This window comes from Pedobacter suwonensis (assembly GCF_044762335.1).
In the GTDB taxonomy this organism is placed as follows: Bacteria; Bacteroidota; Bacteroidia; order Sphingobacteriales; family Sphingobacteriaceae; genus Pedobacter.
On the sequence record NZ_JBIWEB010000018.1, the window covers coordinates 73,074 to 94,600 of the forward strand.

The window sequence follows — 21,527 nt, forward strand, 5'->3', positions numbered from 1 at the left end:
TTTACCCATCACGTTAAACCTGATAGCGCCAAATAGCCCGCAGCCCGAAGCATGAGGGTGAGGACTATAGGCAATAGCAGGGGGGAAGATGTTAAATATCGCTGTCCGTGGCTTTCCAAATCCTTAATAATAAGACTATAGATTACCTTTTTATGGGAAATTAGCTTAAGTTTGCAATCAAAATTTTTCGACTTAATGCCGGGGATCGAACAGATAAAAACACCTATAGCTGCTGATATAAAAGCGTTTGAAAAAACCTTTAAGGAATCGATGCATAGCGACGCACCGTTGCTGGATAGGATTACCCATTATATTGTAAAACAAAAAGGCAAACAAATGCGGCCGATGTTCGTGTTTTTTGCCGCTAAATTATGCGGTGGAATTACAGATTCGACCCACCGTGGGGCGGCTTTGGTTGAGCTTTTACATACCGCCACTTTAGTGCATGATGATGTAGTGGATAATGCTTATGAGCGTCGCGGCTTTTTCTCTATTAATGCTTTATGGAAAAATAAAATTGCCGTTTTAGTTGGTGATTACTTGCTGGCGAAAGGATTATTGCTCTCGGTAAACAATAATGAACACCGTTTGTTACAGATTGTATCAGAAGCTGTAAAACAGATGAGTGAGGGTGAGTTGTTGCAGGTGGAAAAAGTACGGAGAATGGACATATCGGAAGATTTATATTTTGATGTGATCCGCCAGAAAACCGCTTCTCTGATTGCTTCCTGTTGTGCTGCTGGGGCAGCTTCAGCAGGTGCTGATAATGAAACGATAGAAAAAATGCGCCTGTTTGGCGAAAAAGTTGGCATTGCTTTTCAGATTAAAGATGATACTTTCGATTTTGGGACCGATGACGTAGGAAAACCTTTGGGAATTGATATTAAAGAGAAGAAAGTAACGCTACCTCTGATTTATGCCTTAAACAAGGCGGAGAAAGCAGAACGTAAAAAAATGATCAACCTGGTGAAAAATCATCAGGATGATCCGGTTAAAATACAGCAGATTATTGATTTCGTAAACAACCATAAGGGCGTTTATTATGCAAACCAAAAAATGTTGGATTACCAAAATGAAGCATTTGAGCTACTGCACGGGTTTGATGCAGGCGAAGCCAGAACGGGTTTAGAACAACTTGTACTCTATACCACTGAACGTAAAAAATGATGGGTAACGAATTACTTTTTAGCTTAGGTTTTCTACTTTTTATTGTATTGATTCTGGCTCTAGACCTGGGTTTATTCAGCAGGAAAGATCATGTGGTAAGCTTAAAACAGGCAGGGATCATGAGCGTGATTATGGTGGCCCTGGCCATAGGGTTTTATTTTATCCTGCTGGTTGAGGGGCATCAGTTACATGGAATAAAGGACTTTGCCCATCTGCAGGAAATTGTAACGTTGCACCAACACCATATTAAATTAGTCCCTGATGATTTTGATGCCAGTTTAGCAATTTACAAGCAAAATCTTGGGCTCGAATTTTTAACGGGTTATGTTATTGAATACGCCCTTTCGGTAGATAATATCTTTGTAATTGTCCTCATCTTCTCGGCATTTGCGGTTGAGGAAAAATATTATCACAGAGTATTGTTCTGGGGGATATTGGGCGCTATTATTATGCGCTTTATCTTCATTTTTGTCGGGGCGGCATTAATTACCAAATTTGCATGGATCCTGTATGTTTTTGGGGCCTTTTTGGTATTTACCGGGGTTAAAATGTTTTTCAGCAAGGATGAAGACGATAAAATTGATCCCGAAAACCATCCTGTAGTAAAATGGGCTTCAAAAATATTTTCCATTCATCCGAAATACGAGGGGAAAAACTTCTTTGTTAAGATCAATCATAAAAGAATGGTTACACCATTGTTTCTGGTGTTATTGATTGTAGAGTTCACCGATCTTTTATTTGCGGTGGATTCTATTCCGGCTATTTTTGCGGTAACCAAAGATCCCTATATTGTATTTTTCTCTAATATTTTTGCCATCATGGGCTTGCGGTCTATGTTCTTTTTATTGGTAAATATTATTCATAAATTCCATTATTTAAAAACAGGTTTAGCTTTTTTACTGGCTTTTATCGGCGTGAAAATGTTGGGGCATACCTATCTGGAAAAATGGGGTTTTACCACCGAGCATTCACTGATAGTGATTTTAAGCATTCTGGTGATCAGTATTGTCGCTTCCTTGGTTTTTCCGAAGAAAGTGAATCATATTAAAAATTAATTTTTCCAATTAATAAATATGTCATCTCGACTGTAGTGCAGCGAAATGGAGAGATCTATCGAGACAGATTTTGCTTCGCAGATCCTTCGCGTTCTCGACTGCATTGCACTCCGCTCGAAATGACAAGCATGCGAGAAAAGCAAAATAAACGTTACAGCTGGTAATCTCTATTGAAAATTTGTACTTTCAGCAGATATAACTAAACCTAATGAAATACCTTTTCTCCACCGCGCTTCTTTGCACCACATTATTTGCCCATGCACAAGATAAATTTGGAGCTGTTTTTACCAAAATCAATGCTGATGTACAACAAAACTCAAAAGCTTATCAAACCCTTAAATATGAAACCGAGACGATCGGTCACCGTTTAACAGGTTCGGAAAATGGAGCAAAGGCAGAGCAATATGCCTTCGACTTATTAAAGTCATACGGATGTGAAGTAAAATTTCAGCCTTTTGAAGTCGAAAGCTGGGCACGAAAAACCATTAGCCTGGAAGTTGGAGCAGATAAAAATAACCTGACCAAAATGAAAGCCGTTACGCTGGCGCATTCGCCGGTGAGTGCGGATATTACAGGTGAAATTGTTGATGCAGGTAATGGCTTGGAAGCAGATTATCAGGCTAACCCGGAAAAGTTTAAAGGTAAAATCGCACTGATTTATCTGGGTGTCCTTCCAGGTTCTCCGGCCGGAACAAAATCCTTGCACCGCTCAGAAAAAACCGCAATTGCTACCAAATATGGCGCTATAGGTGTAATCATTATTAATACGATAAAAGATGGGGTGCTTTTAACCGGAACGGCATCAGTGACAGGTAAATTAATTCCAATCCCTGCAGTTTGTATTGGTTTGGAGGATGGAATGGCTTTAAAGGAGAAAATTAAATCGCAGACGCAGATTGCGCATATCGCGATGACGAATTTCTCAGGTTTGATCAAAGCCCGAAACGTAATCGCTACTTTTAAAGGAACAGCGTTGCCTAAAGATAAAATTGTAGTTGGCGGACATTTAGATAGCTGGGATTTGGCAACTGGTGCCATCGACAATGGAATAGGATCGTTCGCCATTATGGATATGGCCCGGACTTTTAAAAAGCTAAATCTAAAAACCAAACGTACGGTAGAATTTGTATTGTTTATGGGCGAGGAGCAAGGTTTGTTAGGCTCTAAAGCTTATATCGAACAGGCCAAAAAAGACGGAACCTTAAACCAGGTAAAGTTTATGCTCAACTACGATATGACTAACGATCCGAAAGGTTTTTCTACTTCACGAGCTGAAATGAAAGATCTTTTTACATCCTGGGGAGCTGCTATCGTAAAAATTGATACCGGATTTAAAAATCTGTTTAATGCAGGCGCAGGTTTGCACAGCGATCATCAGCCATTTATGCTGGAAGGTATTCCTACAGGTGGTGGTTTTGGTGGTAAGCTGCCCAATAACTCAGGACCTTTTTACCATTCAGATGGCGATAGTTTCAAACTGGTTGATGAGCAGGAGCTCAAAAATACGGTACGGTATAGTGCCATGTTGACTTACGCTTTAGCCAATACACCGAAAATCCCGGTAGGTGTTCAGGGCGAAGAGGAGTTGAGGGCTTTCCTGGAATCACAGAATTTAAAAGAACCCCTCACTATTGCTGGCGATTGGAGATGGAAGTAACCTACGGTTTGATTTGTTGCTTTTTTTCGCTTCGCGGTTGATTACACAGATATTGGGGGTACACCGACTTTTATATAGTTAATCCGCTTAACGTAATTCGTAATTTCGACCGTGGTGGAGAAATCTTTGGAGAACTGCCTTAAAAGATTTCTCGACTCCGCTGTGCTCCGCTCGAAATGACGGAAATAAATTTATTCACGGAGTTGTGCCGATTGAAGCCCAACGTAAAAGACCTAATACAAGCGCATACCTAAATCAGCACTATCCGCTAATATAACTTTCCAATTGCGAAATGGTCTGTTTTTGGTCGGCAATGATAAACTTTACCACATCGCCGATGGATACCATTCCTTTTACCTCATCGTTTTCTACAACCGGTAAATGGCGGATGTGTTTATCGGTCATCAGTTCCATGCAATGATCAATACTATCGCTCAACCTGATGGTGATAGGGTTAGCGGTCATGACTTCTTTAATGAGCGTATCTCTTGATGATTTCCCTTGCAGGATGATTTTGCGGGCATAATCGCGTTCAGTAAAAATGCCACGAAGTTGTTCGTCTTCCATTACCAATACGGCACTGATATTTTTTTCTGTCATTACTTTTAAGGCATCCAGAACAGAAATGTTTTCGGGTACAGAAATAATGATGGCCTGTTTGTTGTCCAGTAATTGTTTCACGCTTTTCATAACTGTTAATTTGGTTACAACAATTTAAGAAGTAATTGTCTGTAAATCAAAGTTTTGTTTTGAAATCTCCGAAAGAATTCAAGTTTTTGAATTGAGCAAAAAGTTTAAAAAAATTAGTGTGGTAATGCGTAGAAGGTTGAAAATGCTGTAAATGTAATAATGACTAGCCAAAACCATTGATGATTTTAGTTGTAATACTGAAATGATCATCTTCTTTACTATTTATTGGTCATTGATCGCCTTTGATATTTCAATAAATCAATTCCTTCGCGGAATAATTCAAACTTTGATGGAATTGCATTTGTTGAAGTTTAATACTAAAACCTCAATGACATGAATAACGATCAAGAAAATGCCAACGGCTTAAAAGGAGATAATACGGTTAAAAATCCAGATGACTGGACTACAGGTGATGAGCCGATGACTGGAGCCCAGGGTTCATATCTTAAAACACTATCAGATGAAGCAGGTGAGGAATTCGATGACAGTTTGAGCAAATCCGAAGCATCTAAACGTATTGATGAATTACAACACAAAACAGGGCGGGGTTTGGATAACAATTAATTTAGTAGAGCTGGGGTATACGTATACTTCATTTCGGCTCTTTTACAAATCAGGCTTTCAACGCTTAATTTCAGCTTCCGCGGTCGGTTACGGCAAAAAATTACCATTTCAAAGAAATACAAGTTTCCAATACGGGTCAATTATAGGCGTAAATGCTAATATGATTTCATGATAGCCAACATTTGAGCCTATCATAAAGGTTGACATTTCTGACATAAAAGTGAATTTTGGCTGGCTGACACCTATCCCATAGTTTTATGAAACATTGTAAAGATAAACGTGATTTTTTGTTGGTCACTTGGATGTGGGATATTAATATTACTTTCAAGTGAGCGATTAATTTTCAGGACATTGGTAATGGCCAAACTATTATGTAATTTTGTGCCAGAAATAAAGGGAATTTAAAAAGGTGTGCAAATGGCATACAAAACAAAAATTCATTGCCTGTAACTTCTTGATTAAAAACAATTAAATAAATATATTATGTCATCAGTAGAGACAACTTACATCCCTTACAAAGTTAAGGACATTTCACTGGCAGAATGGGGCCGTAAAGAAATTGAATTAGCCGAAGCAGAAATGCCAGGTTTAATGAGTTTACGTAAAGAATTCGGTCCATCACAACCGTTAAAAGGCGCGCGTATTGCAGGCTGTCTGCACATGACCATCCAAACGGCTGTATTAATCGAAACATTGGTGGCCCTGGGTGCTGAAGTGACCTGGTCATCTTGCAATATTTTCTCAACACAAGATCACGCTGCTGCTGCAATTGCTGCTGCGGGTATCCAGGTTTATGCCTGGAAAGGTTTAAACGAAGAAGAATTCGACTGGTGTATTGAGCAAACTTTACACTTCGGTCCGGAGCAACAGCCATTAAACATGATTTTGGATGATGGTGGCGATTTAACCAATATGGTTTTCGATAAATACCCTGAGCTGATTGCTGGTATTAAAGGATTATCAGAAGAAACCACAACTGGTGTTCACCGTTTATACGAAAGAATGAAAAACGGAACGTTGCATTTACCTGCAATCAACGTTAATGATTCAGTTACCAAATCTAAATTCGATAACAAATACGGTTGCCGCGAATCATTGGTTGATGCGATCCGTCGCGCTACTGATGTCATGATGGCTGGTAAAGTAGCTGTTGTTTGCGGTTATGGCGATGTGGGTAAAGGTTCTGCAGAATCATTAAGCTCACAAGGTGTACGTGTTATTGTAACTGAAATTGACCCAATCTGTGCTTTACAGGCGGCAATGGAAGGTTACGAAGTGAAAAAACTAGCTAACGCCATTAAAGAAGCTGATATTGTGGTAACTACAACTGGTAACTGTGATATCGTTCGCGAGCAACACTTCAGGGCGTTAAAAGATAAAGCGATTGTTTGTAACATCGGTCACTTCGATAACGAAATCGATATGGCCTGGTTAAACGGTGCTTATGGCGATACCAAAGTGGAAATTAAACCTCAGGTTGATAAATATACCATTGATGGTAAAGATGTAATCATCTTGGCCGAAGGTCGTTTGGTTAACTTAGGTTGTGCAACTGGCCACCCAAGTTTTGTAATGAGTAATTCTTTTACCAACCAAACTTTAGCGCAGATCGAACTTTGGACCAATACTGACAAGTATGAAAACAAAGTATATACTTTGCCTAAACATTTAGATGAAAAAGTTGCCCGTTTACACTTAGAAAAAATCGGTGTAGAATTAGATGTTTTAGATCAGCACCAGGCTGATTATATCGGCGTGCCGGTTGAAGGTCCTTTCAAAGCAGATACTTACAGGTATTAGTCCTGAGTCTTCAGTCGAAAGTCTGAAGTCGATATAAAGAAGAGGGATGTGCAGATTGCATGTCCCTTTTTTTATTCCCCTCTTCAAGAGGGGCGGCGCAGGACCGGTTGTCGCTAACTGTAAGTTGATGTGCCATAAAAGGTTAAATGAGTCTTTATTTTTTTGAAAACGTACGTTCAGTGCTTTTAGGATGTTTCAGCCCTGCTATTCATTCCAATCTTTTTGTTTTTCTTCGACTACGCTCAGAATGACACAAAAAGGATTTCCATTTCTATCAGGTTTATTTTACAGCGGGCTGTGATTCTTTTGCTATTGAAAACTTACATTTGAAAAAATAAAAACAATGAAAAAGTTAATATTTGCGCTTATTCTTGGTCTATTTTCAGTTGCTGTAAACGCCCAAACTGCACCTCAAAAAGCTGTAACCGCAAAAGTAATTACCAAACAGGTGGTCGATATTGCCTGTGGCGAATGTCAGTTTAAAATGAAAGGTAAAGACTGTGAACTGGCGGTTAAAATTGATGGCAAACCTTATTTTGTGGATGGAAAAGGAATCGATGATTTTGGTGACGCCCATGGCGAACATGGTTTCTGCAATGCCGTAAGTAAAGCAGAAGTGACCGGCGAGATTGTGAACAACCGCTTTAAAGCAAAAGAAATAAAGTTATTGCCGGTTAAGAAGTAGTAGTAGTTAGGTAAATTCGTAATTGCGAGGAAGCTTTTCAGCTGACGAAGCAATCTATTTCTTAAGTTCTAGCAATCGTAAGATTGCTTTGTCGTTCCTCCTCGCAATGACGAAAAATGACTAGCTTTGTGCTTTCTTCGTGTCCTCTGTGGTTAAACACAGTATTATTCAAATTCTTTCTCTAGGCCTTCTCTCAAATCAAAAAGTAGCCACTGCTTATTCTTCACATCAGCCTGTTTCGTTTTTAGCAACTGGATAAAATCTTTCACTCCAATTTCTTCATTGCCATTGCCATGGATCAGGACAATGCTGCCGGCGTTAGGTTGTTGCCCTTTGGCTAACCAGGCATCGCTTCCAACAGGTATTAATCCGTAAGTTTCGATTCTTTCAACAATTTTTTGATCAGATACCAGTCCAGGAAAGCGGAAAAATACTGAAGGGGTTAGCCCATTTTTTAACATCAGTTTTTCGTTTTCCAATACCTCTACATCTAGGTTGGTTCCGGGTGCCAACAGGAAATTCTCAGCCAATGGCAATTTATTTACCTCGTGATTGTAGGTATGATTGACCCAGGTAATATCCAGTTCCTTATTCTTTACTAAACTTTTTAACCAATTTAAATCATCCTGGTGTTTTAACATCCATTTACCGGAAACAGAAATCGCTAATGGTGCAGGCTGTTCTGTTTTTTTAAATTCATCGAAAACAGATTGAAAAATAATCCTGTCTAAAGCCTTATGCGAAGGACAAAGATCGATGGTTAGTGTGATGCCCTTTTCCTTTGGAATGGCATGATCGATGCCAGCATTCTGAAGTTGCAAATCTCTGGCTGCTGCGGCTTCAATTGATTTGATATAAGCTGTGTTTTTAAAAATGGCAAATACGTTGGAATATTGTAGACCTCTGGTGCTATAATTACTGGCCAGATCTACCTTGGTATCCAAAGTTTCAGGGTTTACCAGCAGTAAGTATTTTTGGTTATTTGCAGAAAAGCTTCTAAGCGCAATCAACCGCTCATTGTCATGCTTTGCCAGGGCAAAATTTACTTTATAGCTTTTAATATTTTCAAAATTTTGCGCAAAGATTTCAGTGCAGAAAAAGCAGATACAAAAAAGGCTGAGCAACACGGGTTTAGATAACTTCATATTTCCTTATTTAAAATCTTTCTAATTTAAGCCAAATCCATTATCTTTACAAACGTCGCCATGAACAAAGAAAAATTAAAATTATGGTTTAAGCGGGTAGGGCTGATTGGTTTTTTATTCTTCCTGATTAAAGGATTAATATGGCTTGTTGTATTCTACTTTATCGGCAAAAATGTGAGTTAGGTAGTTCATTAGGTCACTGGCCATTCGTTCATTGGTTTGTGCCAGTGGTGTAAAATCTTTAGCCGACCTGATCCTGATCCAATTGCTATCGGATTTGTTTCATGATCTTTCTGGTAAATATTCTAACAACTACTTAAATGTAAACAACATATTGGCCAAAAAATTCCAGACAAATACGATTACAATCGCAAAAAATTTCGCCACATAAAAATTGGTTCCGTTTTTCCGTTGGTGGAAAAGATAGATGATAAAGGTATTTAAACCTAGGCCGATTAAACTCACTATTAAAAACTTAGTGAATTCAGTTCCCCAGTGGCTGTTGGTACTCTGGAATGTCCATATCCTGTTAATCAGGTAATTATTGGTTACGGCTAAAGTAAACCCAATGGCATTGGCGATGTATTTATTGATTTTGATTTTCTCTTTGCACAGCCAGGTTGCTCCAAAATCGATGGCCATTCCGAGCAGGCCCGTCAATCCAAATTTTATAATGCGGAAGAATAAATCCATTTTAATGCAATTTAACCAGGTAAAAATGTTCTAATAGCTGAGAACGCGTTTGCGCATTGATAAATTTTGGGCTGAGCTTGGTGATGTGATAGTAATCGAACGATTTTAGCACTTGGGCGCCATATTCATTTTTCAGTTTTGCCAATTCCGATTCTGGCGTGTAAATCACGAGGTCTTTTATATCCTTTGATTTATCCAGTTCCTCATAACTCCAAAAGTATTTCGGTTCCCCGCTGGCATAAAAATCGAATGAATAAGCGTCAGGGTACATTAAAACCGAAGCTTTGGCCTCCGGATAATGCTTTTTTAGCCAATTTGCAGCTTCCATACCCGATTCATATTTCAGCACCGACGGATAGAAAAATACCGATAGAAAAATCATCAAGCCAACAGAAATCATCGCACTTCTGGCCAGTAAGTTTTCAGTTTTTAGCCCTTTGAACATTAAAAAAGAAATGGCTAATAAAATAACCAAAACCGCAATTGCGATATAATTATTTGTGAACCCAAAAAAGATGGCGATAGCAGATAAAATTAACACGATTAAAACTGCCAGCGCATTTTGGATGGTGATGAATACTTTCAGGCGCTCACCTTCTAATTTCTGCATATATAAAGCCGTAATGATGGCGAATTGTGGCAAAATAATCAGGATGTAATGCGGCAATTGGAATTTCGAAAGAGAAAACAATAAGAAGGTAATGGCTGCACTCGTCCAGATCATGATGCTTGCTGCAGGTAACATTACTCTATTTTTCTTTTTGAAAAGGTTAACCACGGCGGTGTAAAACAAGATAGACCAGGGTAAAAAAGCCCACAGCGTGGTATGCAAAAAGAATGAAAGATCGCCTTTGCCTTTTATTGGTCCGTTGTTAAAGAAGCGACCGAACTGGCTGTCCCAAAAGAAAAACTTTAAACCGGATACGCCGGTTTTTCCAAATACTACCTTTTCGGGATGCAAGTCGAACTGTGTATATAAAGTATATAATTCCGGGACAATAAAAATAAAAATCAATGCGATGGCAACCCACCATTTGAGTTTTAGCAACTGTTTCCATTGTCTGGTGAGCAACCAGTAAATGATAAAGCCACCAAAAACGGGGATGAGTACAAATATGCCTTTAATCATGATGGCGCATGCAGCGAAAAAAGAGCCTGTAACAATATGCCAGATAGAACCCTGATGAGCTTTATAATAATGATAAATGGCTGCGAACGTAAATGTGGTGATATAAACCTCAGCACGAACATCGAAAGTAGAAATGAGGATGTGCAGCGAACTTAAAAAAATCAATGCACTGATTAATCCTGTTTTTTCATTGTAAATGTCTTTTGCCAGTTTATAAAGATACCATGCGCCTAATAGTCCAAATAAGAAAGAAGGAAGTTTATAGGCAAAGGCTGTGATTCCAAAAGCTTTAAATGAAGTAGCGGCCAGCCAAAAAGTTAAATGTGGTTTGTCTAACCAATCTGCACCACGGACATAAATATTCACCCAATCGTTGCGTAGCACCATGTTTTTGGCTATGGAGGCATAAAGTGCAGAATCTGGTTCCATTATACCCCCAAAAAGAGCAGGTACACTAACCAGTGCAACCAGAGCGATTAAAATTTTATACAGTGTGGTCTCTTTTAAGTTCATTTACAGGAAGCAAATATGAGCAAAAAAAAGTCAAATTTTTTTAAGGTTTAAGATTAACAGGGGCAAAGCCTTATCTTTGCTTTATGACAAAGTTATCGGTTAACATCAATAAAATTGCTACACTCCGCAACAGTCGCGGAGGCAATAATCCTGATTTGGTAAAGGTTGCATTAGACTGCGAACGTTTCGGTGCGCAGGGAATTACGGTACATCCGCGCCCTGATGAACGCCACATCCGTTACCAGGATGTTTACGATCTAAAGGCGGTTATTGCTACCGAGTTTAATATTGAAGGAAATTGTAAGGAAGATAAATTTGTTGACCTGGTTTTGGCCAATAAACCTGCCCAGGTTACTTTAGTGCCCGATGCCGAAGGTCAGATTACCTCTAACCATGGTTGGGATACCATCAAACATCAAGATTACCTGAAAGAAATGGTTGCTGTTTTTCAAAAGGAAGGCATCCGCGTTTCTATTTTTGTTGATCCGGTGGTAGAAATGGTTGAAGGGGCAGCTGAAACCGGAACAGATCGGATCGAATTATATACCGAAGCCTATGCACATAATTATTTTGAAGATCGCGAAAAGGCAGTAGTGAGTTATATTGCTGCAGCACATCATGCCAATAAATTAGGCTTAGGCATAAATGCCGGCCACGACCTGGATCTGCACAACCTGCATTATTTCGCACAAAGTATTCCTGGTTTGTTGGAAGTTTCTATCGGTCACGCTTTAATTAGTGATGCCCTTTATTTAGGTTTAGAAACAACCATTCAGAAATACTTACAACAGCTCGCTTAAGGTTTAACCACAAAGCGCACAAAGATGTACACAGCGCAAACAGAGCTTCTGTGAACTCGGTGTAAAACTCTTTTTCCTCTGTGGTTGAAATAAAAAATATATAATGCTTAAAGGAATTCTCCTTGTTTTTTTGGGTGCCTGTAGTTTTGGTATCCTTTCTACTTTTGTTAAACTGGCTTATCACGAAGGTTATACTTTGGGTGATGTTACCGGTGCCCAGGCTTTTTTCGGAGCGGTAATTTTATGGGTGTTATTTTTCTTTCAAAGTCAAACAGCAGCTTATAAAGCTAAGGCTTTGCCCGCTAAAACACCCTGGTGGCAAATGGTCATTGCAGGAACCTGTACGGGTATGGTTAGTATTTTTTACTATCAATGTGTAAAGCTGGTGCCTAATTCAGTGGCCATTATTTTATTGATGCAGTTTATCTGGATGAGTATTTTAATGGAATACCTCATTTTTAAAAAGAAACCCACTAATTTGCAATTGGTTGCTATTTTTTTGGTTCTGGGAGGTACAGTTTTAGCCAGTGGAATGGCAGAAACCAGTATGGGTAGCATGGATTTAAAAGGGATTGGTTTCGGTTTACTGGCTGCATTATGTTATGCCGGCTTTTTGTTGTTGAGTGGTAGGATCGGTAATGAATATGTGCCGCTAAAGAAAAGTGCGCTGATGATTACTGGTGCCTGTATTTTGATTTTCATCATCTTTCCTCCTGCATTTTTGTTTAATGGAGCTTTGAGTGGAAGCTTACTGAAATGGGGATTGATTATTTCTGTTTTTGGCACCGTAATCCCGCCCCTGTTTTATGCCGAAGGAGTGCCGAGAATTGGTACTGCTATTAGTTCTATTTTGAGTGCGGCAGAATTACCAGTCGCCGTAATGATGGCCGGTTTTGTATTGCAGGAGCAGGTTTCATTTTTAAGGTGGGTTGGCGTTGTGGTCATTTTATCGGCAATGGTTTTGCCAAACCTGATTTATTTGAAAAAGAAGTAATTTTATTTTTTACCACAAAGAACATGGAGTTAGGCACAGAGGACACAAAGCTAAGGCCAGGATAGTAACAAAAAACAAACTTTGAATGTTTATGTATATATAGATTGCTTAATGAGCACTCTTCTCTCTGTGAGCACTTGGTTTGCTCTATAGTTTATATTAGTTGTATTGCAAAAAAATAAATACCTTTAAAAAGCATATAGCATTTACATATGAAAAAAACAACCATTTATATCTTATCCCTTATCATTATCGGCATGGCTGGGTGTAAAACCAAAACCACCATTAACCAGGATGAGGCAGCTGAAGTCATTACCAATTACTTAAAAGCCAATCCGGAATATAAAACCACCAGGTTTAAATTTGGTGAGATGAAATTTAACAGTACGAACGATATGTTCGAACTGGGGAAATATAAATCTTTGGCCAGCAAAGGGTTGGTTACCTTAAGCTTAAAAGAAGCCAAAAAGAAATTTCTTTCTAAAGACAGCAGTTTTGTTTACCAGATTACCTTAACCGATAAAGCGAGTCCACTGGTGTTGAAACAGGATCGCGACAGGGCAACGGTAAAAGTGGTAGAATATGTTTTATCTGACGAGAAACCGGTTGATTTTGCGCAGGTAAACTCCAGCACAGCAAAGGTGACAGTATCACTTAAAATGACCACTACTGATTTCGAACCTTTTGATAAGGATGCAAACAAAAACAGCAACTTCATTACCAAAACCTATAAATTAAAGTTAAGTAAAGATGAAGGATGGAAAGTGCAGAAATAAGCAGATTAGTCCGCATTAAACTAACCTGCCTATTGATGGGGTAATCTATCTATTCTTTTGTGAACTTAAATTCTTTGCCACCCTGTTTCAGGATCATTTGGTTTTCTGTAGGGTTGAAAGATAGGATGATGCCTGCATCTTCGAATATAAACTCATGGTTACCTTTGGAGCTTAATCTTATTGCAGGTTGGCCTGCGGCCTGCGCGATTAAAGTTGTATTGTCTTTCGTAATGGTGATTTTTATCGGGATTGCCGTTGATGCCCAGGTGCCTAAATATTTATTTAATTCTGTAGTGCTTTGCTTAACTGGTTTAAAATCGGGAATTTGATAATCCTTATTAAAAACAGCACTTAACACGGCCAGTGAAATGGAATTATTGTTGAAGTTCGTACCATTACTGGTTAAAGAATAGGCTATATTTCCATCGCTGAAATATGAAAATGTAGCGCTGAAACCATCTATACTGCCCGAATGACCAAAACCTGCCTTATCGTAAAACGGAATAGCCAAAATACCCATGCCGTATTTGCCGTTAACGGTTTTCATCTGAACTAAACTATTTTGAGAAATCACTTTTCCTTCAAATAATGCTGTGCTGAATTTTACCAGATCAATCGGGGTTGAAACAATCCCTCCGGCACCGAGTGGAATCGAAATATCAGTTTCATCTGCTAATTTCCAATCCCCTTCAAAACGGTACGAGCTGGCTTCGTTATTTTTAGAATTGATCTTTTTGCCTAAAAAAGTGTTGGTCAGGGCGAGGGGTTTAACGATGTACTTGTCCAATATTTGGGCATAAGGCATTTTAAACGTTTTTTCAAGAATATAAGATAGCAGTAAATAGTTCGAATTGCAGTAATCAGATTGAGTGTCCGGCTCAAAATCAATACCACCCTTGCTGATCATGGCAAGCATTTCTTTTTCGGTTTTGGCTTGTGTATGCCATTTCAAAAATTCCTCCTGATCATCTGTAAAATCATGTATACCGCTCCGGTGATAAAGTAAGTGCGCAATGGTGATTTTATCGAGATTTTTTATGTCTGGGAAAAACTTCTGAATAGTTTGATCAAGGCTGAGCTTCTTTTCGTCAATGGCTTTAAAAATCAGCGTCGCGGTAAAGGTTTTAGAAATAGATCCGATTCTATATTTTGTGTTCTCGTTAGCTTTTTGCTTTTCTTCAATGTTTGCAAAACCCATCGTGCGGTTATAAATCAAATGGCCGTTTTGAGCAATGGCTACACTTCCCATAAACTTGTTGTATTTGCCAAGCGTGTCGAAATAAGCATCCAGTTTGGCTTTATCAAATGATTGTGAAAAGCTGAAATGGGTTAGGATTATCAGAAATATAAAGAGTGGTAATTTTTTGATCATGATATTATTTGTTAATGGTTCTTTTTAATTTAAGGAGTAGAGTGATAATAAGGTAAAGCGCAACGGCGGAGACAACCATTGCTGGAATAAACCAGTTGCCTAGAAGCTCATCGACAGGGTTTACCAAACCTTTTGAAAGCCCAATTATAAAAACCTTACCTGGTTTATAGAAAAAGCCTACCTGTGATGGGTTCCATATTTTAGCACCGATTAAAAACACAAAACCAGACAGAAACAGGTACAGGATAAAAAATATGATGTACGATATGCCATTGGTTAAATTGAGCAATAAAGCTTTAAAAACATGTATGGGATTAAATGTTTTAGTGGCTTCTGCCAATTTTTTGTCAGCCACCAACGGTTTGAGTATTTCCTCGGGTCTTCCTAATTTTTCAAGGATATTAAGTAGTTTTTCTACTTCATTTCCGGTGGAATGTTCCTGTAGGTTTTCGTAAATATGGCTATTCAGCTCCATCAATATTTCATCCTGGTTTTGCTGATTAAGGCCTTTAACCTCTTTTCTTATTCTATACAGATAATCTTTATAAATCCGCTCTGCCGATTGATCGTTAAATTCTATTTCTTTTAATTTCATATCGTAATTTTTAAAACAGCGTTGTTCAGGTTATGCCAATATTCTGCCATTTTGGTTACTGTGTTTTTTCCTTCTGGTGTAATGCTGTAATATTTTCTGGGGATGCCCGATTCTTGCTCAACCCATTCCGAGATGATCAGTTTTTCATCTTTAAGTCGGTTCATAAGCGGATATAGGGTTCCTTCGGCAATTTCAATTTCCGTAATCTTTTTTATCTCATTGATCAGATCATAGCCGTAATAAGCCTTTCCGCCCTTTAAAACATTGAGCACAATAAAGGATAGGGTTCCCTTTTTAACCTGAGATATCCATTTATGAATAAAATCTTCGTTCATAATGTAAAGGTATAACAAAGTACATAGTATAACAATGTATATATGAATTACATTTGGTTTTTTTATTAAATAGTTGAAAATGAGTATTTTAATTTTTGTTTTCTATAGTTAGTTTGAAATTTTAGCCCAGCATGTTGGCTTTTTTTTGCAGTTCCTTTTATTTGTAAACCCAACAGTAGTGGAAATCCTTTTTGCTTCAGATGCTTTACTTCAGCAAGAAAAAGCAGCAAAAAGATTGTAGCGGATGGCGGGAACAAAATAAATTTAGCACAGCCATCGCTTTCCAAATAATCAAAAAAACAGCTTAAAACTGAATATGCATTTCGTCTGGTTTTTTACTTATAAATCCTATCTGTTTTGTCGCTTTTAGGTGTAAATAAGACGCCTTTTTTACACTGATTGATAGTGAAATACAGCTTCATTTTTGCTACCTTTGCACGCAAATTTATTATTCATACCGCATGAGCTTAAATATCCACTACAAGGAAGATTTTCAAAATCGTCATATTGCTCCTAATGAGGCTGATACAGCCGAAATGTTGCAAACTGTTGGCGTAAATTCTATCGACGAGCTGATTGAACAGACTGTTCCCACGGCAATCAGGTTAAAACAGCCTCTAAATTTGCCGGCAGCGAAATCAGAAACTGAATATCTTGGTGCTTTAAAACAAACTTCATTGTTGAATAAAGTTTTCAAAAGCTTTATCGGTCAGGGTTATTACGATACCATTACTCCAGGTGTAATTTTACGTAACGTATTCGAAAACCCGGGATGGTATACACAATACACGCCATATCAGGCAGAAATTGCACAGGGTCGTTTGCAGGCCTTATTAAATTTCCAAACCATGGTTATCGATTTAACCGGGATGGAAATTGCGAATGCATCTTTACTGGATGAAGGTACAGCTGCAGCTGAAGCCATGTTTATGCAATACAGCTTGCGCAAAAACCAGGCAGCGAAAAAGTTTTTCGTTTCTGAATTACTTTTCCCTCAAACCATCGATATTTTAAAAACACGTGCCAATCCTTATGGTATCGAGCTGGTAATCGGCAGCCATCTAGATTTCACTGCTTCCGAAGAATTTTTCGGTGCAATTGTTCAGTATCCGGCAGGAAATGGCGAAGTTTTCAATTATGAAGCTTTCGCATCAGCTTTACACGGTCGAAATATTAAATTAACCGTAGTTGCCGATATCTTAAGCTTAACCTTATTAACGCCTCCGGGCGAGTGGGGTGCTGACGTAGTAGTGGGTACAACACAGCGTTTAGGTATACCAATGGGTTTTGGTGGACCGCACGCTGCATTTTTTGCAACTAAAGAAGAATACAAGCGTAATATCCCTGGTCGTATTATCGGTGTAACCATCGATAGCCATGGCGATTATGCCTTACGTATGGCCTTGCAAACGCGCGAGCAGCACATCCGTAGAGATAAAGCTACTTCAAACATTTGTACCGCACAGGCATTATTGGCTATCATGGCCGGTTTCTATGCCGCTTACCATGGTCCGAAAGGATTAAAAGCCATTGCCGAGCGCACACACGGTTTAGCCATCAGTTTGGCATCAACCCTTAAAAATTTAGGTTATGAGCAACTAAATTCAGCTTATTTCGATACCATCCGTTTCGATTTGGGCGATTTAAAAGGTGGTATCCATGCTTATTGTTTAGATAACGAAATCAACTTAAATTATGTGGGTAATACGGTGACCATTTCGGTTGATGAAACCACTACTTTTCAAGACATTACTTTAATTGCTAAAATCTTTGCAAGAGCAAAAGGCATTGCTGGAGATCAGGTAGAGGTTGTTGAGAATGTAGAAACGGTTATTCCAGCCCCTCTGCAACGTACTTCTGCTTATTTAACACACCCGATTTTTAACTCGCACCACTCTGAACATGAAATGTTGCGTTATATCAAATCGTTAGAAGCAAAAGATTTATCGCTTTGCCACTCGATGATCGCTTTGGGTAGCTGTACCATGAAATTAAATGCTACGGCAGAGATGATTCCGGTTACCTGGTCTCACTTCGGTCGCATTCATCCATTTGCCCCGGCCGATCAGGTATTGGGTTATTATTCTGTTTTTAACGAACTGGATAAGTGGTTAAGTGAAATTACCGGTTTCGCGGCTATGAGCTTACAGCCAAATGCGGGTGCCCAGGGTGAGTATGCTGGTTTAATGGTTATCCGCGCTTACCACCACGATAGGGGCGATTTTCACCGTAATGTGGCGTTAATCCCGGCTTCGGCACATGGAACAAACCCTGCTTCCGCTGCAATGGCCGATATGAAAATTGTGGTGGTTAAATCTTTAGAAAATGGTAACATCGATGTTGAAGATTTAAAAGCTAAGGCAGAATTACATAAAGACAACTTATCATGTTTAATGGTAACTTATCCATCTACTCATGGCGTGTTTGAAGAAAGCATAATCGAAATCTGCGAAACCATTCACGCTAACGGCGGACAGGTTTATATGGATGGTGCTAATATGAATGCGCAGGTGGGTTTAACAAGTCCGGCCAATATTGGTGCCGATGTTTGTCACTTAAACCTGCACAAAACGTTCTGTATCCCTCACGGTGGTGGTGGTCCTGGTATGGGCCCAATCGGTGTGGCTAAACACCTGGTTCCTTATCTTCCAGGTCATGCTGTGGTTGATATCGACAAAGGAAAATCTATTTCTGCAGTTTCGTCTGCGCCATGGGGTTCGGCTTCTATCCTGATCATTTCTCACGCCTATATTGCGATGATGGGTGCTGAAGGTTTAACGAATGCTACCAAATATGCCATTTTAAATGCGAACTACATGAAAGCACGTTTAGAGCAGCACTATCCGGTGCTTTATTCAGGCGCTCAGGGCCGTTGCGCACATGAGATGATTCTAGATTGCCGTGCTTTCAAAGCTTTTGGAATTGAAGTAACTGACATTGCAAAACGTTTAATGGATTATGGGTTCCACGCACCAACGGTTTCGTTTCCGGTTGCGGGTACTTTAATGGTTGAGCCTACAGAATCGGAACCTAAACATGAGTTAGACCGTTTTTGTGATGCATTGATCGCGATTAAAAATGAAATAGATCAGGTAGAGAATTTAACTTTCGATAAAACGGATAACCCGCTAAAAAATGCACCTCACACTGTTTCAGTAATTACTGCTGACAATTGGGAGCATGCTTATAGCCGTCAAGTTGCTGCGTTCCCGCTTCCTTATGTGTTAGAACGCAAGTTCTGGCCATCGGTTGGTCGGGTTAACGATAGCCATGGTGATAGATCATTGATCTGCGCATGTCCTCCGGTGGAGAGTTATTTGGAAGAAATAGTTCCTTAGTGAGGTAGAAGGCGGGAAGGTAGAGGGTTAAAGGTTTTCCTTTCCATCACCTTACTTACTCCCGATCTTAATTGCGAGGAGGGGCAACGAAGCGCTCTATTGAGATAAATCATCTGCAAGTTCTATGAATTTTTTTCATAAAGCTTGCAGATTTTTTTTGGGAAATGAATGTCGGTTTTCCATCGGCGGCTGCAGCTCTGCCATTCACTTCAATCTTTTTGTGGTGTTTGCTCTTCTTTGTCGTCATTGCGAGAAGGAACGACGAAGCAATCTTTCACGGTAAGTGCCAAAAAAAAGGATTTTCGCTGCTGTCAGGTTTAGAGTGAATAGTGGTGGCCTGGATCGTCCATTTCCACTTTTTCTTGATCGATTAAACCCTTAAAGATAACCGGGGTCAATAGCATGATTTAAATAATACGATTATTACTGAAAAAACTTAACATAGGTCAACAACAAGAGATGGGTTGTTCATCTATATTTGTATCAAATTTTAAAAAACCAGAAAATGAAATTAAAAATCTCTTCAATTTTTTTATTAGTTGCAGTTGTTTCTTTATCAGCTTTTACAACTATTAAACCAGTAACTTATACTGTAGATGTAGCAAAATCAACCATTACCTGGATTGGTAAAAAAGTAACCGGTTCTCACAACGGAACAGTGGCTTTACAGTCAGGTACATTAGCCGTTAACGGTAAAAGCGTAACTGGTGGTACTTTTGTGATCGATATGACTTCAATTAAAGATGCTGATGGCAGTGCTAAATTAGAAGGTCACTTAAAAGCAGATGATTTCTTTGGTACAACTAAATTCCCAACTTCAACTTTCGTTATTACTAAAGTTGCAGGTTCAGGTGCTAACGTAACCGTAACCGGTAATTTAACCATCAAAGGTATCACTAAACCATTAAATTTCCCTGCAACTGTATCTGTTAATGCAGACGGAACAGCTTCAGCTTTAGCTGGTAAAATCATTGTAGACAGAACTAAATACGATATCAAATACGGTTCAAAATCATTCTTCGATAGCATTGGCGACAAAGCAATTGACGATAACTTCGAATTGTCTGTTAAATTGGTAGCTAAAAAATAATTTCCGGTCTCGGAAAAAGGAAAGCCTCGGCGATTGCCGGGGCTTTTTTTGTTAACCGCAAATCACGCTAAGGTTAACCACAGAGGACGCTGAGTTTTGCACAGAGAAGCGCAGAGTTTATTAATAATACTAAATATGCACCTAACTCTGTTTACTTTGTGTCTTTCTCCATGGCCCTTTGTGGTAAAAAGTTAACTCTGCGCGCTTAGCGCTTCCTTCTTTGCGTGCTTTGCGGTAAAAACGAATAGACCTATCTTATCCGAAATCCACCTTCAATAACATCCACAAAACCAGTTGCTGCACTTTTGCCATGATAGAATAAACATTCCCAATGCTCTTCAGCTGCTCTTTTACCAAACTCTTTCCGTAATTCCATTGCCTTGCGACCGTCGAAATCGTATTTGGCGATAAAATTTTTAACCAGCTCTTCTGGTTCAGGTAAAACATCACCGCCAAAAAATACTTTTTGATTACCTTCTGTTAAAAGAAAAACGTGGTGGTTCGGACAGTGGGCACCGGTAAATTCGTATGCAATAGTTTCATCCAAAGCGCCATCCACCTCCACAAATTTCAATTGTGCATTACGTTGTACGAAATCGAAAATATCGGTATGGTAAGATGACGAAGTGCTGCTGAAAGCCGTTTCCCATTCGCCCCGGTTAATTACATATTCAGCATCAGGAAAACTCAGTTCTATTTTATCATTGCTTTGTTTGTGGATCATCCCGCCAGAATGGTCGTAATGCAAGTGCGACATTAAAACTTTGGTCACATCAGTTGGATCGAAACCTGCATTGCGGATATTTTTGTGTAAAATCAGTTCGCCATGGTCATCACTAAAACCTAAACCTGTATCGAAAAGTACGAGGTCGTTTTTCAGTTCAACTAAAAAAGGCTGAACATTAATGAATAATGAAGCAGGCCTGTCTTTAAAACTGTGTATAGCAGAATCGAAAGGCAAAAATTTCTTTGATGCGTCAACAGAATAGGTTCCTTCGAATAGGGTGTGAACTTGCAAAATATAAATCTTTTAGATGTGTGTACAAAGGTAACAATCTAAACATTAGTATTTATCATAAGGGCAGGTCTAATCAATTTTGATAGGGCTTTTCAGCATGACATGATTAAA

20 protein-coding genes are annotated in these 21,527 nt (G+C 39.0%); 12 read left to right on the forward strand and 8 right to left on the reverse strand.

Annotated elements, in window-relative coordinates; genetic code table 11:
* Positions 1 to 195 precede the first annotated feature (195 nt).
* The 3 genes from ACIQXP_RS20955 (at position 196) to ACIQXP_RS20965 (ending at position 3,879) form a co-directional block, all read left to right on the forward strand.
* Complete coding sequence (locus tag ACIQXP_RS20955; protein ID WP_387507496.1) at positions 196 to 1,167, forward strand: polyprenyl synthetase family protein; 972 nt, start codon at positions 196 to 198, stop codon at positions 1,165 to 1,167.
* The gene (locus tag ACIQXP_RS20960; protein ID WP_387507541.1) at positions 1,167 to 2,222 is read left to right on the forward strand and encodes a TerC family protein; all 1,056 of its coding nucleotides are present in this window, start codon (positions 1,167 to 1,169) and stop codon (positions 2,220 to 2,222) included. The genes ACIQXP_RS20955 and ACIQXP_RS20960 overlap by 1 nt, the downstream gene beginning before the upstream one ends.
* A gap of 208 nt (positions 2,223 to 2,430) precedes the next feature.
* On the forward strand, positions 2,431 to 3,879 hold the full coding sequence (locus ACIQXP_RS20965) for a M20/M25/M40 family metallo-hydrolase (protein ID WP_387507499.1): 1,449 nt from the start codon (positions 2,431 to 2,433) through the stop codon (positions 3,877 to 3,879).
* Positions 3,880 to 4,140: 261 nt separating this feature from the next.
* Here the strand turns inward: ACIQXP_RS20965 and ACIQXP_RS20970 are convergent, their stop codons facing one another.
* Positions 4,141 to 4,569 carry a CBS domain-containing protein gene (locus ACIQXP_RS20970; RefSeq protein ID WP_293743159.1) on the reverse strand — a complete coding sequence of 143 codons (429 nt, stop codon included), beginning with the start codon at positions 4,567 to 4,569 and terminating at the stop codon, positions 4,141 to 4,143.
* 333 nt (positions 4,570 to 4,902) lie between these two features.
* Here ACIQXP_RS20970 and ACIQXP_RS20975 point away from each other — a divergent pair, with 333 nt between their 5' ends.
* The 3 genes from ACIQXP_RS20975 to ACIQXP_RS20985 all read left to right on the forward strand — a co-directional run bounded on the left by ACIQXP_RS20975 (position 4,903) and on the right by ACIQXP_RS20985 (position 7,618).
* Positions 4,903 to 5,133 carry a DUF3072 domain-containing protein gene (locus tag ACIQXP_RS20975; RefSeq protein WP_205058576.1) on the forward strand — a complete coding sequence of 77 codons (231 nt, stop codon included), beginning with the start codon at positions 4,903 to 4,905 and terminating at the stop codon, positions 5,131 to 5,133.
* Positions 5,134 to 5,616: 483 nt separating this feature from the next.
* The gene (gene ahcY, locus ACIQXP_RS20980) at positions 5,617 to 6,933 is read left to right on the forward strand and encodes an adenosylhomocysteinase (protein WP_293743160.1); all 1,317 of its coding nucleotides are present in this window, start codon (positions 5,617 to 5,619) and stop codon (positions 6,931 to 6,933) included.
* A gap of 343 nt (positions 6,934 to 7,276) precedes the next feature.
* Complete coding sequence (locus ACIQXP_RS20985; protein WP_293743161.1) at positions 7,277 to 7,618, forward strand: DUF6370 family protein; 342 nt, start codon at positions 7,277 to 7,279, stop codon at positions 7,616 to 7,618.
* Positions 7,619 to 7,782: 164 nt separating this feature from the next.
* Here ACIQXP_RS20985 and ACIQXP_RS20990 read toward each other — a convergent pair whose 3' ends face one another.
* Positions 7,783 to 8,763, reverse strand: coding sequence for a polysaccharide deacetylase family protein (locus ACIQXP_RS20990; RefSeq protein ID WP_293743162.1), 981 nt, complete (start codon positions 8,761 to 8,763; stop codon positions 7,783 to 7,785).
* 60 nt (positions 8,764 to 8,823) lie between these two features.
* Between ACIQXP_RS20990 and ACIQXP_RS20995 the strand changes: the two genes are divergently transcribed.
* Entirely contained in the window at positions 8,824 to 8,946 is a 123-nt protein-coding gene (locus ACIQXP_RS20995; RefSeq protein WP_280525536.1) for a hypothetical protein, read from the forward strand.
* Between the two features lie 129 nt (positions 8,947 to 9,075).
* Here ACIQXP_RS20995 and ACIQXP_RS21000 read toward each other — a convergent pair whose 3' ends face one another.
* On the reverse strand, positions 9,076 to 9,456 hold the full coding sequence (locus ACIQXP_RS21000) for a GtrA family protein (RefSeq protein ID WP_090986641.1): 381 nt from the start codon (positions 9,454 to 9,456) through the stop codon (positions 9,076 to 9,078).
* Between the two features lies 1 nt (position 9,457).
* Entirely contained in the window at positions 9,458 to 11,098 is a 1,641-nt protein-coding gene (locus tag ACIQXP_RS21005; protein ID WP_387507505.1) for an ArnT family glycosyltransferase, read from the reverse strand.
* 83 nt (positions 11,099 to 11,181) lie between these two features.
* On the opposite strand from ACIQXP_RS21005, the gene ACIQXP_RS21010 reads away from it, so the two are divergent.
* From ACIQXP_RS21010 to ACIQXP_RS21020, 3 genes are all read left to right on the forward strand, one after another.
* On the forward strand, positions 11,182 to 11,898 hold the full coding sequence (locus tag ACIQXP_RS21010) for a pyridoxine 5'-phosphate synthase (protein ID WP_293743164.1): 717 nt from the start codon (positions 11,182 to 11,184) through the stop codon (positions 11,896 to 11,898).
* Between the two features lie 103 nt (positions 11,899 to 12,001).
* Positions 12,002 to 12,892, forward strand: coding sequence for an EamA family transporter (locus tag ACIQXP_RS21015; protein ID WP_293743165.1), 891 nt, complete (start codon positions 12,002 to 12,004; stop codon positions 12,890 to 12,892).
* 212 nt (positions 12,893 to 13,104) lie between these two features.
* Positions 13,105 to 13,668, forward strand: coding sequence for a hypothetical protein (locus ACIQXP_RS21020; protein WP_387507509.1), 564 nt, complete (start codon positions 13,105 to 13,107; stop codon positions 13,666 to 13,668).
* Between the two features lie 49 nt (positions 13,669 to 13,717).
* Here ACIQXP_RS21020 and ACIQXP_RS21025 read toward each other — a convergent pair whose 3' ends face one another.
* The 3 genes from ACIQXP_RS21025 to ACIQXP_RS21035 are packed head-to-tail and all read right to left on the reverse strand — an operon-like array spanning position 13,718 to position 15,970.
* Positions 13,718 to 15,040: a serine hydrolase domain-containing protein gene (locus ACIQXP_RS21025; RefSeq protein ID WP_387507511.1), complete on the reverse strand. Its 1,323-nt coding sequence runs from the start codon at positions 15,038 to 15,040 to the stop codon at positions 13,718 to 13,720.
* 4 nt (positions 15,041 to 15,044) lie between these two features.
* A complete protein-coding gene (locus ACIQXP_RS21030) occupies positions 15,045 to 15,635 on the reverse strand; it encodes an HAAS signaling domain-containing protein (protein WP_387507514.1) in 591 nt (196 codons plus the stop codon).
* Entirely contained in the window at positions 15,632 to 15,970 is a 339-nt protein-coding gene (locus ACIQXP_RS21035; protein ID WP_387507516.1) for a PadR family transcriptional regulator, read from the reverse strand. The genes ACIQXP_RS21030 and ACIQXP_RS21035 overlap by 4 nt, the downstream gene beginning before the upstream one ends.
* A 461-nt stretch (positions 15,971 to 16,431) precedes the next feature.
* Between ACIQXP_RS21035 and gcvP the strand changes: the two genes are divergently transcribed.
* Entirely contained in the window at positions 16,432 to 19,308 is a 2,877-nt protein-coding gene (gcvP, locus tag ACIQXP_RS21040) for an aminomethyl-transferring glycine dehydrogenase (protein WP_387507518.1), read from the forward strand.
* A 505-nt stretch (positions 19,309 to 19,813) separates the two neighbouring features.
* Positions 19,814 to 20,398, forward strand: a complete 585-nt coding sequence (locus ACIQXP_RS21045) for a YceI family protein (RefSeq protein WP_387507521.1) — start codon at positions 19,814 to 19,816, stop codon at positions 20,396 to 20,398.
* Positions 20,399 to 20,648: 250 nt separating this feature from the next.
* Here the strand turns inward: ACIQXP_RS21045 and ACIQXP_RS21050 are convergent, their stop codons facing one another.
* Positions 20,649 to 21,416 (reverse strand): MBL fold metallo-hydrolase, encoded by a 768-nt coding sequence (locus tag ACIQXP_RS21050; protein WP_387507525.1) that lies wholly within the window; start codon positions 21,414 to 21,416, stop codon positions 20,649 to 20,651.
* Positions 21,417 to 21,527 lie beyond the last annotated feature (111 nt).

What these genes read in the sequence shown, in the direction of transcription:
- ACIQXP_RS20955 (WP_387507496.1), top strand. Translation starts at nt 196, where the DNA reads ATGCCGGGGATCGAACAGATAAAAACACCTATAGCTGCTGATATAAAA.
- ACIQXP_RS20960 (WP_387507541.1), top strand. Translation starts at nt 1,167, where the DNA reads ATGGGTAACGAATTACTTTTTAGCTTAGGTTTTCTACTTTTTATTGTA.
- ACIQXP_RS20965 (WP_387507499.1), top strand. Translation starts at nt 2,431, where the DNA reads ATGAAATACCTTTTCTCCACCGCGCTTCTTTGCACCACATTATTTGCC.
- ACIQXP_RS20970 (WP_293743159.1), bottom strand. Translation starts at nt 4,569, where the DNA reads ATGAAAAGCGTGAAACAATTACTGGACAACAAACAGGCCATCATTATT.
- ACIQXP_RS20975 (WP_205058576.1), top strand. Translation starts at nt 4,903, where the DNA reads ATGAATAACGATCAAGAAAATGCCAACGGCTTAAAAGGAGATAATACG.
- ahcY (WP_293743160.1), top strand. Translation starts at nt 5,617, where the DNA reads ATGTCATCAGTAGAGACAACTTACATCCCTTACAAAGTTAAGGACATT.
- ACIQXP_RS20985 (WP_293743161.1), top strand. Translation starts at nt 7,277, where the DNA reads ATGAAAAAGTTAATATTTGCGCTTATTCTTGGTCTATTTTCAGTTGCT.
- ACIQXP_RS20990 (WP_293743162.1), bottom strand. Translation starts at nt 8,763, where the DNA reads ATGAAGTTATCTAAACCCGTGTTGCTCAGCCTTTTTTGTATCTGCTTT.
- ACIQXP_RS20995 (WP_280525536.1), top strand. Translation starts at nt 8,824, where the DNA reads ATGAACAAAGAAAAATTAAAATTATGGTTTAAGCGGGTAGGGCTGATT.
- ACIQXP_RS21000 (WP_090986641.1), bottom strand. Translation starts at nt 9,456, where the DNA reads ATGGATTTATTCTTCCGCATTATAAAATTTGGATTGACGGGCCTGCTC.
- ACIQXP_RS21005 (WP_387507505.1), bottom strand. Translation starts at nt 11,098, where the DNA reads ATGAACTTAAAAGAGACCACACTGTATAAAATTTTAATCGCTCTGGTT.
- ACIQXP_RS21010 (WP_293743164.1), top strand. Translation starts at nt 11,182, where the DNA reads ATGACAAAGTTATCGGTTAACATCAATAAAATTGCTACACTCCGCAAC.
- ACIQXP_RS21015 (WP_293743165.1), top strand. Translation starts at nt 12,002, where the DNA reads ATGCTTAAAGGAATTCTCCTTGTTTTTTTGGGTGCCTGTAGTTTTGGT.
- ACIQXP_RS21020 (WP_387507509.1), top strand. Translation starts at nt 13,105, where the DNA reads ATGAAAAAAACAACCATTTATATCTTATCCCTTATCATTATCGGCATG.
- ACIQXP_RS21025 (WP_387507511.1), bottom strand. Translation starts at nt 15,040, where the DNA reads ATGATCAAAAAATTACCACTCTTTATATTTCTGATAATCCTAACCCAT.
- ACIQXP_RS21030 (WP_387507514.1), bottom strand. Translation starts at nt 15,635, where the DNA reads ATGAAATTAAAAGAAATAGAATTTAACGATCAATCGGCAGAGCGGATT.
- ACIQXP_RS21035 (WP_387507516.1), bottom strand. Translation starts at nt 15,970, where the DNA reads ATGAACGAAGATTTTATTCATAAATGGATATCTCAGGTTAAAAAGGGA.
- gcvP (WP_387507518.1), top strand. Translation starts at nt 16,432, where the DNA reads ATGAGCTTAAATATCCACTACAAGGAAGATTTTCAAAATCGTCATATT.
- ACIQXP_RS21045 (WP_387507521.1), top strand. Translation starts at nt 19,814, where the DNA reads ATGAAATTAAAAATCTCTTCAATTTTTTTATTAGTTGCAGTTGTTTCT.